This window comes from Enterococcus raffinosus, from assembly GCF_019175485.1.
GTDB lineage: Bacteria > Bacillota > Bacilli > Lactobacillales > Enterococcaceae > Enterococcus_A > Enterococcus_A raffinosus.
The window spans coordinates 2,780,173-2,797,705 of the sequence record NZ_CP072888.1 but is presented as its reverse complement, the minus strand read 5'-3'; the positions used below and the strand labels follow the sequence as shown (position 1 = coordinate 2,797,705).

At 40.1% G+C, this 17,533-nt stretch carries 16 protein-coding genes and 1 pseudogene; 11 read left to right on the top strand and 6 right to left on the bottom strand.

All coding sequences use genetic code 11. The features are described from left to right. Nucleotides 1-21 precede the first annotated feature (21 nt). From J9537_RS13660 to coaA, 5 genes and pseudogenes are all read right to left on the bottom strand, one after another. A pseudogene (locus J9537_RS13660) lies at nt 22-912 on the bottom strand (helicase C-terminal domain-containing protein); the annotation flags it as partial. A 12-nt stretch (nt 913-924) separates the two neighbouring features. Then, a complete protein-coding gene (locus J9537_RS13655; protein ID WP_010745206.1) occupies nt 925-2,295 on the bottom strand; it encodes an ATP-dependent DNA helicase in 1,371 nt (456 codons plus the stop codon). A gap of 532 nt (nt 2,296-2,827) precedes the next feature. Beyond that, nucleotides 2,828-4,669 carry an AAA family ATPase gene (locus J9537_RS13650; protein WP_010745207.1) on the bottom strand — a complete coding sequence of 614 codons (1,842 nt, stop codon included), beginning with the start codon at nt 4,667-4,669 and terminating at the stop codon, nt 2,828-2,830. 523 nt (nt 4,670-5,192) lie between these two features. After that, on the bottom strand, nt 5,193-6,740 hold the full coding sequence (gene guaA / locus J9537_RS13645; protein WP_192926095.1) for a glutamine-hydrolyzing GMP synthase: 1,548 nt from the start codon (nt 6,738-6,740) through the stop codon (nt 5,193-5,195). 76 nt (nt 6,741-6,816) lie between these two features. Then, entirely contained in the window at nt 6,817-7,740 is a 924-nt protein-coding gene (gene coaA, locus J9537_RS13640; protein WP_010745216.1) for a type I pantothenate kinase, read from the bottom strand. 378 nt (nt 7,741-8,118) lie between these two features. On the opposite strand from coaA, the gene J9537_RS13635 reads away from it, so the two are divergent. From J9537_RS13635 to J9537_RS13625, 3 genes are read left to right on the top strand one after another with little or no spacing between them, the layout of a single operon-like run. After that, nucleotides 8,119-8,715: a GrpB family protein gene (locus J9537_RS13635; protein ID WP_010745217.1), complete on the top strand. Its 597-nt coding sequence runs from the start codon at nt 8,119-8,121 to the stop codon at nt 8,713-8,715. 54 nt (nt 8,716-8,769) lie between these two features. Then, nucleotides 8,770-9,351 (top strand): SGNH/GDSL hydrolase family protein, encoded by a 582-nt coding sequence (locus tag J9537_RS13630; RefSeq protein ID WP_010745218.1) that lies wholly within the window; start codon nt 8,770-8,772, stop codon nt 9,349-9,351. Nucleotides 9,352-9,355: 4 nt separating this feature from the next. After that, nucleotides 9,356-9,955 (top strand): class I SAM-dependent methyltransferase, encoded by a 600-nt coding sequence (locus J9537_RS13625; RefSeq protein ID WP_010745219.1) that lies wholly within the window; start codon nt 9,356-9,358, stop codon nt 9,953-9,955. A gap of 38 nt (nt 9,956-9,993) precedes the next feature. On the opposite strand, the gene J9537_RS13620 is transcribed toward J9537_RS13625, so the two are convergent. Next, the gene (locus J9537_RS13620) at nt 9,994-11,058 is read right to left on the bottom strand and encodes an NAD(P)H-dependent amine dehydrogenase family protein (protein WP_155857592.1); all 1,065 of its coding nucleotides are present in this window, start codon (nt 11,056-11,058) and stop codon (nt 9,994-9,996) included. Nucleotides 11,059-11,326: 268 nt separating this feature from the next. Here J9537_RS13620 and J9537_RS13615 point away from each other — a divergent pair, with 268 nt between their 5' ends. The 8 genes from J9537_RS13615 to J9537_RS13580 all read left to right on the top strand — a co-directional run bounded on the left by J9537_RS13615 (nt 11,327) and on the right by J9537_RS13580 (nt 17,516). Continuing rightward, the gene (locus J9537_RS13615) at nt 11,327-12,274 is read left to right on the top strand and encodes a sugar-binding transcriptional regulator (RefSeq protein WP_010745221.1); all 948 of its coding nucleotides are present in this window, start codon (nt 11,327-11,329) and stop codon (nt 12,272-12,274) included. Nucleotides 12,275-12,407: 133 nt separating this feature from the next. Further along, nucleotides 12,408-13,274: a helix-turn-helix transcriptional regulator gene (locus tag J9537_RS13610; RefSeq protein WP_010745222.1), complete on the top strand. Its 867-nt coding sequence runs from the start codon at nt 12,408-12,410 to the stop codon at nt 13,272-13,274. A gap of 57 nt (nt 13,275-13,331) precedes the next feature. Beyond that, nucleotides 13,332-13,805 (top strand): GyrI-like domain-containing protein, encoded by a 474-nt coding sequence (locus tag J9537_RS13605; protein WP_010745223.1) that lies wholly within the window; start codon nt 13,332-13,334, stop codon nt 13,803-13,805. Between the two features lie 204 nt (nt 13,806-14,009). Then, the gene (locus J9537_RS13600) at nt 14,010-14,810 is read left to right on the top strand and encodes an SDR family oxidoreductase (protein ID WP_028020034.1); all 801 of its coding nucleotides are present in this window, start codon (nt 14,010-14,012) and stop codon (nt 14,808-14,810) included. 56 nt (nt 14,811-14,866) lie between these two features. Beyond that, complete coding sequence (locus J9537_RS13595) at nt 14,867-15,280, top strand: PTS sugar transporter subunit IIA (RefSeq protein WP_010745225.1); 414 nt, start codon at nt 14,867-14,869, stop codon at nt 15,278-15,280. A 1-nt stretch (nt 15,281) separates the two neighbouring features. Further along, on the top strand, nt 15,282-15,770 hold the full coding sequence (locus J9537_RS13590) for a mannose/fructose/sorbose PTS transporter subunit IIB (RefSeq protein ID WP_010745226.1): 489 nt from the start codon (nt 15,282-15,284) through the stop codon (nt 15,768-15,770). Nucleotides 15,771-15,827: 57 nt separating this feature from the next. Further along, entirely contained in the window at nt 15,828-16,640 is an 813-nt protein-coding gene (locus tag J9537_RS13585) for a PTS mannose/fructose/sorbose transporter subunit IIC (protein WP_010745227.1), read from the top strand. A 12-nt stretch (nt 16,641-16,652) separates the two neighbouring features. Then, nucleotides 16,653-17,516 (top strand): PTS system mannose/fructose/sorbose family transporter subunit IID, encoded by an 864-nt coding sequence (locus J9537_RS13580; protein ID WP_010745228.1) that lies wholly within the window; start codon nt 16,653-16,655, stop codon nt 17,514-17,516. The last annotated feature ends 17 nt before the right edge of the window (nt 17,517-17,533 follow it).

Here is a 17,533-nt window from a genome sequence, read left to right as displayed (position 1 = left end):
AACAGCATTAAAAAACAAATATTATTCTTTTGTTTCAGTTATTACGGGACCTGATACAGTGGGTCTCAATCGAGCAAGATTCTCATTATAATTAGGAAAAGTTTCTGCTACTATTTTATAGTCTATTCCCTTTTTTTGGCAGAAATTTATTGCTGCTTGGCAAACCTTGACAGGAGTAGTTTGATTTTTATATATAATTCTAGGATTTGAAAAAGTCGTATCTTTTTTGTGATCAGCTACAAATTTTCTCAACCATTGTTGTAATTCATTTTCATCATCACTTTTAGTTGAATTATGATTGGCATGTATAATTCCCATTTTTCCAACTGTAACGCTCTTCTTAGAATGAATAGTAATTATGGGAAGGTCTAATTTTTTCTTATCATAGGCGATTGAGTTAATATTTTTTTTAGTTCGTATTGTAGTATCAGAAAATTTCTTTACTTCTGAAATATCAGATGTGATCTTATAGCCTAAATGTTCAATAAAAGTTTTTACTTCTGGTTTTGAATGTACTCTAGAATCAAAGATTGTGATGATTCCAAAATCATTTTTACTTCTAATTAGTCTACCAAGACCTTGCTCAAGTTTCATTAGCATCATAGGCTGATAAAAAACTTTGTATAATTCTTTTTTTTCATAACCTTGAGAAATGAGCTCTATATATGGGTCTTCCGGAACAGGATAGGGAAGTTTAGGTAAAAATAACTTATTCAATGATTTCCCTTCAATAGAAAATCCAGCAAAGAAACTTCCAGAACCTATTAATATGCTGTTGATATCTTTTCTGAAACTATTACTTAAGTACTGGGTGCTTTTTTCTCCTTGAACATAGATGTTTTCTTTAATCTGACCAGAGTCCCTTAACTGGTCAGATAGGCGATTAACATATTTGTTAGATGTACAGAGAACTAAAGTCCCACCTTAAAAAAAACTGATCATTTCAGGTAGTTCGTTTTGAACTTTAATAAGATGTTGAGGATCATTAGGATTAGGATAGTCTTTGGGAATGTAAACTATAGTTTGCTTATCTAATGAAAAGATGCTGGGATAGTTTTTGTATACATACTTTCCAGTTCTTAAATTCCAGTCCACATTTATATCAGATTCATGATCTTGCGTTGTTAATGTACCAGACATAAAAATAATTTTTGAGTAAGATGCCAAGTATGAAATATATTCTTGAAATTGTCTATTAAAATTGAAGTCTACAATATGTAAGGATAAATCTCCATTGTCAAATTGTATCCAATTCTTGTGCCTATTACTTTTTAAAAAAATTGATAGAAAATCCGAAGCCGTACTCATCGACTCAACGACATCCACTGGATAATTCGTTTTAAGTGTGAAGGCAATCAAATTATCATTTAATATGTCCAATAATTGTTGTAGCAAAAATTTATCATCGCTTTTTATTTTGTATCGCAATGAAGAACTGTCGACATTTTCATCAATATAGTTTGAATATATTTTTGATAGTTTTTTCAGAATATTGAAATATTGTTTTTTCTTTTTATGAATTTTCAATTTATACAATTTTTTTAGAGAATATGTCTCTTCGATACTTGAAAGAAAATTTTCTTTGAATGAGTGGGCTTCGTCGATTATCAAAACATTCTCTTTGAAATTAACAATAGGAGAAAATCCTTTTCTTTCATTAGCATATGACTGATTTAATTGGTTATGGTTGGTGATGACAAGTTGATAGTTTTTTTTATATTCACTTCTGTGGTTATGGCTAGGACATTGTAAGTCGAAGCATCTTTCACTAAGTCTATCCATTGACAAATATTTATGTTTTTTCTGGTCTATTTCAGGATACAGTTCTTCTAATTCAGAAAGTAGACCAAATTTACTTTTTTTAAAAAATCTGAGGATTTGATCTTGTTCTTTCCTACTAAACTTATGTAAATTCTCAAAAAAACAACTCCTACAGGTATAGTTGGATTTACCTTGTGCTAATAATTTTTTTTTAGGATCAATTAGTTTCAATTTTTCTAATGTAGTAGAGTCAACATCAAATATTTGATTTTGAAGATTAATTGTAGAAGTCGCATATAATATACTGTTCTTTTTTTCTCTAGAGTAGATAGAACATGGAACCAGTACTCCTAATGATTTTCCTGTTCCCACAGGAGCTTCTAAAAACATAATTTGTTTTTTTGAGTTAAATAGGAAATCAGCTACATCCAAAGCCATTTGGACTTGATGTTGCCGAACGCTAGCTCCATTTTTAAAAATAAGCGGTATTTCATCTTCAAAGCAGGTAAGAACTTCTGACGTGATATCTTTCAAAAAAATGAATCCTCCTTAACAAAAAAAGTTATAATACAAGTCTATTATATCATAAAAAGAACTGACGTTCATATTTTGAGTATGAATGATAATTGAATGGATATCTTAAATGATAAAGATGAGTTAGGTTTCTTTTACTAAAAGATTATTCTTACAAAAATACCCCCGCTAAGAAAATTCTTGGCGGGGTTTTTGGTGGGAAACTATTTAATTTTTAATCAATTTTATCCCTTTTATAATAATAGAAAAGCCGTCAAATCCGCATAAACAAACCAATTTGCGTTTGTAGGCTATCCCCACTCAATTTTTGGAGTTGGGGTTATGATAGAGAATGGCGTAATATCAACAACTATTAGGGACCATGGAATCAGAAAAATGAGTTTGGAAATTATAAAAAGTGCAATTCAAGTGGAATATACTAATCTTAAAATGAGCTTATAAAACTTCATTATCCATTTAAAAAGCTGATCTCTAGTTTCTTTTGTAGAATAGATTAGAGAGTAGCTAATCTATATAATTTTAAAAGGACAATTTAATTCAAAAGTAATAGTAGTTCAGAAAAATAAGTGCCCCGAAGATAGTTTTGTATATCGGGGTCATTTTTTATAAATTGTTGTGCTTTTTTCTTGTAGCCTTTGTCAATTACTTGATCAGCTATTCCTTTAAGTATCTCGTCATGCTCTAGAGTACAAATCTCTAACCATTTATTGTAATCTCGAGTTTGTAAAATGTTATCAACATAATCCGAAAAAAATTGCTCCATATTTTTCAAGTTAGAGAGTCCGATTGTTAAGTTTTGGATATTACTATCTAAGTTTTCTTTAGTGTTGAAATGAGTGTCATGAAGTTGTCGTTCGAAAACTTTTTTTAAACGCCTTTGTACAAGTTGTTCTTTTCTTTCTGTGAGTTTTTGAAAAAATTTATCTTTGAAAAGTTCTATTTTTTTAGTGATTTCTTCATCGAATTGAGCTTTTAGAGTACCACTAATTACGTTCTCATCACATAGTAACATCTCTATTTCTAAAAATTTAGTTGTAAATATCTTCTCCTTTTTTAGTTCTTTAATTTCTTCATCTGTTCGCATATCATTATCAATGATACCTAATGCAGTATTTTGAAAGATACTCTTCTGATTGTTATAAGCTTTAACATATCTTTTAACTTGATCACAGTTTTCAACAGGGATTACTGCGAAATTTGAGAAAAGAACGGAGTATAAGGAATAGTCGATGCTAGAATTTGTTTTCCCCTCGCAAAAGATTACGTTTTTCTTTGCACCTATTAGTTCCAATAGCATCTCTTTAGGAAAGCTATCATATTGTGTATCTTTCAAAAACTCAATTTCCCATTTATTAGGGTAGCTATATCTTTTGCACCAAATAAAATCTGAGTTAACTCTACTCTCAATAAAGTCAATTCGATGGGAAACATAGATGAAACGGCAATCAGCTCTAAGCGATTCAAGTTCATTCCATAAGCGGTTATAGATAGAAGTATTTAAATAAAGCTCGGGTTCATCAATGATAATCGTTGAATTTTCAACTGCTAGTAAAACTTGAATAATGTAGTAAATAATAATTCTTTCTCCATCACTCATTTCATTTATTGAGTATACGCTTCCGTTTTTTATAGGCGCTATAGTCTTATTTGTATTATCTGGATTTTCAAAATCGATATCTGGAATTAATTTTTGATACAGTCGCTTGAATTGGTAAAAAATATTGTCAGTGTTGGGATCTTTTCCTCGACCATCGTTCCATTCAAAGTTAATTTGGCTAAAGTATTCATTAACTAAAGCCACAATCATTTTGGAGAAGTCATTCTCATAGATTTCATGGATATTTTGTTGTTTTACATCCTTGGTTAGAAGAGTTTGCTGTATATTCTCCTTACTGGTATTGTAAAATCCTCCACTATCACTATTTACAAATAAATTTTTTCTGGCTGGAATAACTGCAATATTAGTGGCAATTATGTTTTTGAAAAAACTAACAAGGGAGCTCTTTCCTGAACCGTTTCCTCCGATTATAACAGCGTTCTTTTCACCATCAATAATAGTTAAGTAATATAGTTGATTTAAAGAAGTTTGTTTTTGCTTTAAAGATTCTGGAGAATTGGAAAAATAAGTATCTTGAAAACTATCAGAATCTTTATTGAAACCCAGATTTTTAATAAATAAGTCATAAAGTCGATCAGAGAAAGAATCCCTATTTTCAATCAGTGCTAATAAAGAATCGTAATTTTTTTCAAAAATGCCCAATCCAACTTCAATATCCTTTGTCCATTCAGGTTTGTTAGTGAGAGAATCTTGAAAATATTCACTATAATGCGCATAGAACTTTTTTAAGAGATTGATAATTTTATCTTTATTCAAAATGTACCTCCTTTAAATCATTGCTTAGATAATAATTATAGACTATTCTGTTATCTAGTTATAGAAGAATTTCAAGTCAGGAAATATGTTTCATAGTTGAAGAAACTAAATTTCAACCAACCTCCAGTATCTAACTAAGGAGTAGTAAATACAAACTTTATAACAAAGAAACAGCTATAAACACTGTCTACTCAATGTTTATAGCTGTTTCTCTCCACTACTACACACTTTGATTTTTAGTTTATTAATCATTAAATACAAAACAAGGATTTATTCCCGATGTAACATAAATATCATCTTCTGAAAATAATGTGAATTGAATAGTTCCAATATATTCCATCAAATAAGTCGTGCGTAGTATGATTGGCAAAGTAAAAAAAGCCAGCCGATTTCTCGACTGACCTGTGGACACATTTACGGTCACATGCTAGAAATTTTCAAGCTTACATTCGGTGAAATCTCAATGTAGCCTTGGAATTAAATGCTATTAGATCAACAATCCTAGAATTGATTCACCTGTATATTATTCCCACTCCACAGTAGCAGGTGGCTTACTCGTAATATCATACACGATCCGGTTCACATGAGAAACTTCATTTACGATCCGGACTGAGATCTTTTGCAAGACATCCCATGGGATACGAGCGAAGTCTGCGGTCATGCCGTCGATTGACGTAACGGCACGGATACCGACTGTGTAGTCGTAGGTGCGGCCGTCGCCCATGACACCGACTGAGCGGATGCCTGGTAGGACAGTGAAGTATTGCCAGATGTCGCGGTCAAGGCCGGCATTGGCGATTTCTTCACGTAGGATCGCGTCTGATTCGCGGACGATTTCTAGTTTTTCTTCGGTGATTTCACCGATGACACGAATGCCTAGGCCTGGTCCTGGGAATGGCTGGCGCCAAACGATGGAGTCGGGCATGCCAAGCTGTGTTCCTAATTCGCGGACTTCGTCTTTGAATAGGGTATTTAATGGTTCGATCAATTCGAACTGCATGTCTTCTGGTAATCCACCAACGTTATGGTGTGATTTGATGGTTTGGGCTGTTTCTGTACCAGATTCGATCACATCGGTATAAAGCGTGCCTTGGGCTAAGAAAGAGATACCTTCTTTACCTGCAAGTTTGGTCGCTTCATCGTCGAATACATAAACGAATTCATTTCCGATGATTTTACGTTTTTTCTCTGGATCTGAAACGCCGGCTAATTTATTTAAGAAACGGTCTTTGGCATCAACTTTGATGATGTTTAAGCCGAATTTTCCGCCAAGTGCTTCCATGACTTGTTCGCCTTCGTCTTTACGTAATAAACCGTGGTCTACGAAGATCGATGTTAATTGGTCACCGATGGCTTTTTGTAAAAGCACCCCTACGACAGAAGAGTCTACGCCGCCTGATAGGCCAAGCAAGACTTTTTTGTCGCCGACTTGTTCGCGGATTTTTGCGACTTGCATATCGATGAAGTTATCCATCGTCCAGTCGCCTTTACATTGACAGACATCTAGGGCAAAGTGACGTAACAATTCGTTACCGTATTCTGAATGGCGCACTTCTGCGTGGAATTGGATGCCGTAGAAGTTGCGGTTGGTATCTTGGATCGCTGCGATCGGGCAATCTTTGCTGGTGCCGACTCTTTCGAAGCCTTCTGGTACTTGAGTCACTAGGTCACCGTGGCTCATCCAAACGGTTTGCTCTTTTGGTGTGCCGGCAAATAGGACCGCATCGTCAGAGGTAACTTCTAATGTTGCTTGACCGTATTCACGGTTTTTCGCAGGTTCGACTTTACCACCTAAGTTATAGGTGATCAGCTGCATGCCGTAACAGATACCTAGGACAGGAATGCCTAACTCAAAGATTTTTGGATCGATGGAGAAGGCTCCTTCGTCATAAACACTGTTTGGGCCACCGGATAGGATGATCCCTTTTGGATTCATGGCTTTGACTTCTTCAGCAGTGATGCGGTGGCTCATAAGTTCTGAGAAGACACCGAATTCACGGATACGACGAGTGATTAATTGGTTATACTGACTACCATAATCAAGTACAATGATTTTTTCTACGTTTGTCATTTCGGTAGAAATGTTTGTCACAATTATTACCCCTTTTCAAGTTTTATTATAAAAGAAAGCAAGCTTTCTTTATAAGCTAGTATTTACGCAAATAGATTTCATCAATAATATGATGCTTTGCCTTGTGCAAGATAATATCAGCTCGACCTCTTGTTGGCAAGATATACTCTTCCAAATTCTTCAAGTTGACATTTTTCCAGACATCTTCCGCCATAGCTAGCGCTTCTTTGCGGTCGCCGATAGCATAGTCATAATAGTAGTTATCAGGATCTTTGAAGGCGGTGTCCAGTAGGGATTCGAAACGCTCGATATACCAGCGCTCCACCATCTTCGGATCAGCATCGACATAAATCGACAGGTCGAAAAAGTCGCTGACGTAGATTTGCTGATTGGCTGGCAGCTGCAAGGTGTTAATTCCCTCCACAATCAAAATATCCGGTGAATCGATCATCTCGTATTCACCCTCCACGATATCATACACATCATGAGAATATTTTGGGATGGGGATATTTTCCTTGCCTGATTTCACTTCGTTCAAGACATCGATCAAATTCTCCATGTCATAGCTCTCAGGAAATCCTTTGCGATCCATGATTCCCCGTTCTTCTAAAACAGCGTTTGGATAGAGGAACCCATCTGTAGTGATCAGTTGAACGGTTTGGTGTTTGAACAGGCGGTCCAACAAGGTCTGTAATAAACGAGCGGTGGTACTTTTTCCGACAGCCACACTACCGGCGATCCCGATAATAAAAGGCGGCATCTTCACATAGCGATGCAAAAACAATCCTTTGCTTAAAGTTAGCGACTCAAAATCTTTCATATAAAGATGGATCAAATGACATAAAGGTACATAGACATCGGCCACATCCTTCATTGAGATTTGGTCGTTCAAACTTTTGATATTATCAAGCTCTGCTTGGGTCAACGGTGTGTTTCCCGGTGTGTAGAAATCCTGCCACTGGTCACGGGCGATCCGGAAATAGTTCCCTCTTTCGTTCATAATAACCTCCTTATTCATTTTTATAGCGTCTAGTCTACGAGGATAGCTCCCAGCAAGCTCGGTAATCCCCATGAATTTATCTAACGTGAACAGTCAAAAGGTTCTCGTAAGTTCACTCTCCTGATGATCTTGCCATCGCAAGAAATCAGACGGCAACTGCGCTTATTCTACCATAAAAAACGGTGTTGGAACGTGCTCTGCTTTCAAGAAATCCGAATAATTTCCTAACATAAAACGTTATATGCCATTTTAGCCGAAAAAAACCCTAAAAAGCTATTGTAATGATAGGAGTTTCATTGTTTTTTTAGATGGGGATGTGAAAATTCGCGAGAAGTTAAGAATCAGTGGTGAAAAGTGTATTATAGAAGTAGCAGATTTATGAGAACGGGTGCTGAGATGAAAAAGCTAGAGGATATGACTTTGGAAGAGCTGTGGGAATTGTTTCCGATTGTTTTGAAAGAACATAGTCCGAAGTACGCTGAATGGTACGAGGAAGAAAAGCAGAATTTAACGGAATTACTCGCTGACTTTGGACTTCAACGGATCAATCATATTGGCAGTACCTCGGTGGAGGGGCTGATCGCAAAACCAATTGTAGATATTTTATTGGAATTGCCAGAGGGCTATGATTTGGATCGTGTATCAGAGTTGTTGAAAAATGCTGACTGGATTTTGATGATTAGAGATGACGCAAAGCAGACGTTGGATTTGAATAAGGGCTACACACCAGCAGGCTTTGCGGAAAAAGTCTATCATCTGCATGTGCGAGCGCTCGGGGATTGGGACGAGCTGTATTTCAGAGATTATTTGCGGAAGTATCCGAAAGCTGCTCGACAATATGAAGAATTGAAGCGGTCATTAAAAGAAAAATACGAACACAACCGTGACGCGTATACAGAGGCAAAAACAGCATTTGTTCAGCAGTATAGTCAAGCGGCTCGTGAGGAATTTGGTACGCGCTATTTGGCTAAATAAATTTCGCGTTTCATGCTATGATAGAACCGATAGAATTGTGAGGAGGATGAAGGTATGAAAGAGATCGTTTTATTTGGCGACAGCTTATTGACTGGTGTGATGAATGGAGAAACCAGCGATATTTTAGATACGTATATTCTTGATGAATTAACGGAGATGGGCTTTCCCGGCTATCAATTAGTCAAGCTGGGCAAACGCGGCGAGACTTCTTCTGATGGATTGGCACGAGTGAGTGAAGCCGTGGATGCAGAAGGTGATTTTGTGGTCATTTCCTTTGGGACGAATGATTCATTGAAGCACGAGACATCACTAGAAGCCTTTGGTGAAAATCTAAAGGAAATTATCGAATCTTTTGATGCGTCCAAAGTCATCCTATTGACTACGGGGTATATCAATACAGAGGTTTATCCAAAAGGGGACAACGAACGGCAACAGCTCTTCGCGCAGAAGGCGAAAATGGTGGCGGCAGAATCTGGAGTCAACGTGATCGATCTGTATCATCACATGACGGTTTATCCAAAACCAAATGAGTTCGTGCAAACATTTGACGGCATCCATCCGTCTGACGAAGGCTATCATTTCTTAGGGGCCTTGATTGCACGAGATATCAAAGAAATATTATTAGCAGAAGGGTAAGTATATGGCAAATCATTATTATTCCGAAAATCCCGAGACCGCTCACGACCTGCATCAATGGTCGTTTGAATTGGCTGGGAAAAATTTTCAGTTTGTGACCGACAGCGGTGTTTTTTCCCGTGACACGGTGGACTTTGGCTCACGTGTTTTAATTGAGCATTTTGACGCATCAGACTTACCAGAGGGAACCTTGCTGGATGTTGGCTGCGGGTATGGACCAATTGGCATGGCGTTAGCCTATCAAACGCAGCGTCCTGTTGAAATGATCGATGTGAACAATCGTGCGGTCGAGCTGGCTCAAGGCAATGCCAAGCGCAATGGGATCGAAGCGGATATTCACCAATCCAATATTTATGAGACCCTGCATCAGACAGAGTATGCGGCGATCATCAGTAATCCGCCAATTCGTGCGGGAAAAAAGGTCGTCCATCAGATTTTGAGCGAGGCGGCGCCCTTATTAAAAACTGGCGGCACCTTGACGATCGTGATCCAAAAGAAGCAAGGAGCACCTAGCGCGAAAAGTAAAATGGAAGAAGTCTTCGGCAACGCGGAGATCGTAGCGAAGGACAAAGGCTACTATATCATCCGCAGTGTGAAGGAATAGAAAAATGCCACAAACCGATTGGGTCTGTGGCATTTTTTTTACGTGTTATCGCCGTACCCCTTCATATCAGGTTCGGTTCTATCGCTGCGGAAGCTTTCTTTTGGCAGTGTTAGAGGAAGAGTCATAGAGTCTAGCACGCCAGCTTCTGCTTCAACGACATAGGGAATGGCGTTGACGGCCCGCATACAGGTGATCACCATGCCTTCATAGCCAGCGGTTATTTCATTTTTCCCGGGGAAGAATTCACAGGACATATTAGGATCGCCTTCAACAACCAAACGGTAGGTCCCATCTCGCGGCCCTTTTGGCCAATGTGGCGCTATGTCTTTATCCATCCGGTTGACGTGCTCGATAATGATCTTGTCTTCACCATTGACGATGCCGATGGTTTCAAAGCGAACCGCGCCAACAGTTCCAGCAGGAATCGTGCCGCTAGCGACATGCAATTCTTTTTCAGTAATCACTTTTTCATAGGTCTGGCGATATCCGTCCAGTTCGTAACCTAGAGCATTAGCGATGTAAGCGATCGGCGGTCCCCACGAAACGAGCTGTGTTCCTTCACCGCTCATCACTGGCTCGTAGTCCATCGGCATTCCGAAGCCAAAGGCATATTTTATTGTCATTTCATCAGGATAGGTATCATACATAAAGATTTCTTGGGTACGAACTTGTTTGATCGTATTAGAGCAGGTCAAGACGAGGGCTAACAGATGGTCAGCAGCAAAACCAGGTTCAATACCAGAAATATATAGGGAGGCATTTCCTTTACGTGCGGCTTCAGAAAGCTGAGGCGTTATCTCTTGATTGGTAGGAGATGATGGATAGACAAGGTTTGCGAGTGATGTACCAACAACGTTGATACCAGCTAATAATAGTTTTTCAATGAGAGGCAACAGAATTTCATTGGCTTTGTTTGCAGGGGGATTTAATCCAATAACGGCGCAATCGGGTTTCAGCTGGATTAAGTGATCGATATTATTGCTGATGGTAAGCCCGATCGGCTTGTCACCATACAGCAGACCAGCATCTGTTCCAACCTTATTTCCAGCGGTTTCCTCATGTGCCCACACACCAATAACCTCAAAATCAGAACGATCGAACATGCAGCGGACGGCAATTGAACTGATGCTTCCGGTACCTAAGACAATGACCTTTACCATAGCGATCCCTCCATTGTTCTATTCTTACACATCTATAGTACCTTCTAAGCCGAGTCTAAAGCAATGTCTATTTCGCTTATTCTCCCTATATATAGTTAGAAAAGAGCTATTTCAGCGGATCTTCTGTAATCCCTTGCAGAAGAGGAACAAGTAAAGGTATAATCACATTGACTCATGTTTTTCACAAATGTGATAAAAGGAGAGGGAGTTTATGCAAAAAGAAGAAGACAAGTTACTGGTTCGCATTGCCGAAATGTACTACCAAGAAGATAAAAATCAAAGCCAGATTTCTAAAGAATTAAATATTCACCGCAGTACGATCAGTCGGTTACTGAAGCGTTCGCGAAATGAAGGTATCGTGAATATTTCCATTAATTACGACAAGGCGGGAACCTACAGCATCGAAAAGGAGCTGCAAGAAAAGTTCGACCTGGAAAAAGCGATCATTGTGCAGGCAGGTGCTGATCTCAGTCGAACGCAAAAGGACAAATTATTGGCGCAAGGTGTGGGGGAATACCTGACGGAAATTATCAAGGATGATATGATCTTTGGCTTTTCGTGGGGAGAGACGATGTCCGCGATTCCAGAAGGGCTAAGCAACTATGACGTGAATAATATCCTTTGTGTTCCCATGATCGGCGGACCGTCTGGACGTCTCATCAGCGATTATCATGTGAATACGATTACCTATGAAGCATCGAAAAAACTTAATGGCAGGGCTTTATTGATTGATTCACCGGCATTTCCTGAAACGGTCGCATTGAAGAAGGCCTTGATGGAAAATGAGTTCAATCAAGAGCTGATTGATTATTGGCGGAAGATCGATATCGCCATCTTAGGGATTGGTTCGCCTACCTTGAAGGCTAGTGAGAGCTGGAAGCAGTTCTATGGCGAAGATGTTTTAGCTTATTTAGAAGGAAAAAAAGTTGTCGGAGACGTCGTGTCCCGCTTTTATAATATCGAGGGTGAACACATCGACAATACTTTGGATGATCGCTTAATCGGGATCGACATTTCTGATTTAAAGCGTACTCCTTACCGAATCGGTGTGGCGGAAGCCGTGGATAAGGCCGATGCGATCGCCAGCGCCTTAAAGGGACGCTACATCAATGTATTGGTCACGACAGAAGAGACGGCACAAGAGGTATTGAAACGATAGGTCGGGATGAATATAAACTTTTCAATCGCAGCTGTAAATTGAAGTTCAGCTTCGCAAATGAGCTTTGTCGGTAATATGCTGAGCCAGTTTGCGAAGCCTTTCTTATCATCGAGTCATTCCAAGAGGAGGTACCATGCAAGTTATTCGTTTGCTTCAAACGACCTTAATTTTATTGAGCCGCAAACAGGTGACCGCTAAGGAATTAGCGGAGCGATTTCAGGTTTCTGTTCGAACAATCTACCGCGATGTTGACGCTTTGAGCTTAGCAGGTGTACCCGTTTATGCGAATAAGGGACGAAATGGTGGGATTTTCTTAGATGATTCCTATCATGTCAGTCATGCGTTGATTGACAAAGAAGAACAAGATGACCTTTTTTTAGCGCTGCATTTATTGCAATCGGTCGGCTTAGCGGACACAGATGAGCTGATGAAAAAAATGGGTACTGTTTACGATTGGAGCGAGTGGCTGGACGTTGATTTGAGTCAGACGGAGATCTCCAGTGAAACCTTTGAGCAAATCAAAAAAGCGTTATTCAATCATTGTGAGATCACCTGCATTTATCATACGGAATATGGACAGACCCGTCTGTTGTCACTGGCGCCAAAGCGAGTGGTATACAAGTATCAGACTTGGTATTTACTTGCATGGGAATTGCCTAAAGAAGCGTGGGGCTTATTTCCGCTTAAGCAAATTCGAAATGTTGTTTTAAAAGAACCGATCCACTATCCATTTCCTGAAGAGGTAGTAGTATTTCCGCAATTAATGGTGCACTTACGCTTCAGTAAACGAATTGCCTATAAAAAATATGCGGAGTTCGCCGATTTTGACTGGACTGATAATGCGGACAGCAGTTTTGATGCCTCATTGACCTTTGCGGAATTCGACGATCTGTACCGTTTCTTGATTCCGCTGGGGAAAAATGTCGAAATACTTGGACCTAGCTGGATTCGTGAGAAGGTGCTGAATTATGTCGCGGCTTTTTACGAAAATCATTTTTAATATGACAGGTTCTGGCACCTTTCTTCGGTAGAGTAGAGAAAAGAGGAGGAGATAGCTATGCAATTTGAACCAATCATTAAACCGGATCAGTGGATTCTTTCCCAAAGCTTTACTGTGAAAGTCGAAGAAATTCCACAAGTCATTGGACCAACCTTTATGAAATTGGGCGGCTTCGTTCAAGAGCAAGGAATCGCAATTTTGAGTACCCCTTTTGTGTCCTATAAAAATATGGATGAGAATGGCGGGTTAGATGAGTCTGCTATCGAGATGGAGGTGGGCTTTCCAGTAGCGGAGGAAGTGAAGAATGCTGCGGAAATTGACAGCGACAGCTATTTTCTGCCTTCCTATAAAGCGTTATCTGGTCTTTATGTAGGCAAATATGAAGAGATGACCGAACCCTATTTCGCGATGATGGATGAGATTAAACGGATTGGCGGAACCTTCAGCGGGATTTCTTATGAATATTATCTTAGTGATGAGGAGATCCCAGAGGAACAGCAGGAAACGATCATGGAATTGGTTTACGAATAGTGAGCAGCAGGACAAGTTGAAAAGCTTGTCCTGTTTTTGTTTTAACGACCCTAGGCAATTTTGCTAGGGTTTTTCTTTGTGCACTTTTGTGATTTTGTTTTAAATAAATTGCAAAAAGTTGTTGACAACGTTTTCTTGTGCGGTTACTATAAAGGTGCAACAAATGTTAAAAAGAAATCACAAATGTTAAAAGGGGCGTTTGCAATGGATTGGTTAGATGTAAAAGGAAAAACGGTCATTGTCACAGGAGGATCATCAGGAATTGGAGCGGCCATTGTCGAAGAGTTATGTGAATTAGGGATCAATGTCGTGAACGCGGATCTTAGAGAAGGAAGCTTCACACATGAAAATCTACTTTTTAGTCAAACAGATGTGACGTCACCTGAATCTGTGGAGCAGACAGTTGCCACAGCTGTAGAAAAATTTCAAACGATTGATGCGGTTGTGAACAACGCAGGGATCAACATCCCTGCTTTACTAGTCGATGAAGAACTGACTGAAGGCGGGAAATTCCAAATCAACGAGCAAATTTTTAATAAGATGATCGCCATTAATCAAAAGGGTGTTTACCTGATGGGGCAAGCTGTCGGTCGTGTGATGGTCAAGCAGGGCTACGGCGTCATTATCAACATGTCCTCAGAATGTGGGCTAGAAGGTTCGGAAGGTCAAAGTGTTTATGCAGCGACAAAAGCGGCGGTGAATAGTTTTACGCGTTCATGGGCAAAAGAGTTAGGAAAAAAAGGCGTTCGGGTAGTAGGGATCGCACCTGGAATCATGGAGGAAACAGGCTTACGCACAATCGAATATGAAACAGCGTTGGCTTATACACGCGGTATCACTGTGGAGCAATTACGCGCAGGCTACAGCAATACAAAAACAATTCCACTGGGACGCGATGGAAAATTAAGTGAAGTAGCAGATTTGGTTGCTTACTTTGTTTCGGGACGCTCAAGCTATGTGGATGGTGTGACGGTGAATGTTGCCGGTGGGAAAACGAGAGGATAAATCGTCTGTTTCCTTTTTTGAAGGACATGGACATAAATAGGAACGAGGAGGGACTTATGAACAAGGTAATTTTAGTCGCACATGGCAAGCTGGCACATGAAATGAAAAATTCCGCTGAAATGATTTTCGGCGGACTGCCAAATTTTGAGTCAGTGGAATTTTTGAAGGAGGAGGGCTTAGATACGATTCAGGAAAAAATCACTGCAGCTATGCAAGATGATGAGTCTTCGTATTTGATCTTGACCGATTTGTTTTGCGGCACACCTTATAATGCCAGCTGTGCCGTGGCTATGAAAAATCCCGAACGCGAGATCGACGTCGTATCGGGAATGTCGCTGCCGATCGTTTTAGAGGTGGCAAGTATGTTAGGGAATTCTTTGCAGGATATTGTGAATCATGCAACAAGTATTCCGTGCGATACAGTGAAAGCGTTTAAACAGCAGGTGATTGAAGAAGAGGAGGATTTTTAAGATGCAAATCAAATTAGCGCGGATCGATGATCGATTGATCCATGGACAAGTAGCAACGGTTTGGGCAAAGGAAGCAGGTGCGAAACGAATCATCGTTGTCAGTAAAGAAGTCGCGAACGATGACATTCGCAAGACATTGGTGAAACAAGCAGCGCCTCCAGGTATCAAAGTGAATATTGTTGATCCGGAAAAGGCAGTAAAGGTTTATAACAATCCAAAATACGCGGACGAGACAGTCTTCTATCTATTCACCAATCCGATGGAGGTTTTAGAGCTGGTACAAATGCAAGTACCTATCAAATCTATCAACATTGGCGGCATGCAGTTCAAAACAGGTCGAACGCAAATCACAAAAGCCGTATCCGTTGATCAAACTGAAGCGGATGCATTCAGAAAATTAGAAGCAGCAGGTGTAGAGCTGGATTTACGTGTCGTGGCAACAGATCCAAAAGGAAATTTTGAGGAAAAGCTGAAGGAAGCGGGATTTTAATCAGTATTCAAATAGTAGGAAAGAACTACGTTCGAACAAACAAGGAGGACACAAAAAATGGAATTATCAGCTTTACAGATTGTACTTATTTTTCTTTTTTCATGTGTGTGCGGGATGGGCAGTGTGTTGGATGAATTTCAAACGCATCGACCGTTGATCGCCTGTACGATAGTTGGCTTGATTCTAGGGGATGTAACAACGGGCATTATTTTAGGCGGAACGTTGGAGCTAATCGCGTTAGGGTGGATGAATATTGGTGCGGCACAGTCGCCGGATTCGGCTCTAGCCAGTGTGATCTCAACAATATTAGTAGTTGTGGGTCAGCAAGACATTCAATCAGGGATCGCCATCGCTTTACCTGTCGCAGCAGCTGGGCAAGTATTAACCGTTATCGCTCGGACGATCACCGTGGCTTTCCAGCATGCGGCGGATCGCGAGGCGGAAAAAGCGAATTTCAACAAAATTATCTTCCTGCATTTTAGCGCCCTGTTCATTCAGGCGTTGCGTGTGGCGATTCCAGCGACTATCGTAGCGGCCTTCGTCAGTGCAGAGATGGTAACGAAAATGCTAGACATGATTCCAGACGTGATCACGGGTGGTTTGGCAGTGGCCGGCGGCTTTATCGTGGTTGTCGGTTACGCGATGGTATTGAACATGATGAGCGTCGCTTACTTGATGCCGTTCTTCTATCTAGGATTTGTGATGGGCGGCTATCTAGAGTTCAGTTTGCTGGCCTTCGGGATTATTGGATTGATCACGGCATTAATCTATGTGCAGTTGAATCCAAACTTTAAGAAAAATGAAGTCCAAGGCAATCAGGTGGCGGCGGTCGTTGCTGGTGAGCTGGCTGACGATGAGCTGGAAGATTAGGAGGCAAAGAAAATGGAAAATACTTCAATGGTAGAGAGTAAAAAGGATATTTACGCGCAATCACAATTGACGAAAAAAGACTTGATGACGACGTTTGTCTTCTCAAATTTCCAGCAAGCGTCGTTTAACTTTGAACGAATCCATGCCTTGGCATTCTGTGTGGACATGATCCCAACGATTCGCCGAGTGTATAAAACAAAGGAAGAGCAGGCGGAAGCTTTGAAACGCCATTTGACCTTTTTCAATACAACACCAGCGGTCTGTGGACCAGTCATTGGTGTAACGATGGCGATGGAGGAAGCACGGGCAAGCGGTGCGGATATCGATGATGGAACAATCAATAGCTTGAAAGTTGGATTGATGGGACCATTAGCTGGTGTCGGTGATCCATTGGTCTGGGGAACATTACGACCGATCACTGCAGCTTTAGGAGCATCTTTGGCACTATCCGGCAATGTGATGGGACCGATCCTATTCTTCGTGGCCTTTAATGCGATCCGGTTAGCCATGAAATGGTTTGGCCTGACCTATGGGTTCAGCAAAGGGATGGATATCGTAAAAGACCTGTCGGGAAATCTGTTGCAAAAATTAACCGAAGGCGCGACAATCCTAGGTTTGTTCATCATGGGTGTCTTGGTAACGAAGTGGACGACCGTCAATATTCCATTGGTTGTCTCAAAAACACCAGGTGCGGATGGCAAAACGGTTATTACGACCGTTCAAAATGTTTTGGATGATTTGGTACCTGGCTTGCCAGCTTTAGGTTTGACTCTATTGATGATGTATCTATTGAAGAAAAAAGTCAGTCCAATCGTCTTGATTTTTGTCTTGTTTGCAGTTGGGATCGTTGGTTATTGGTTAGGTATTTTAGCGTAATAATGCTTCATAATATA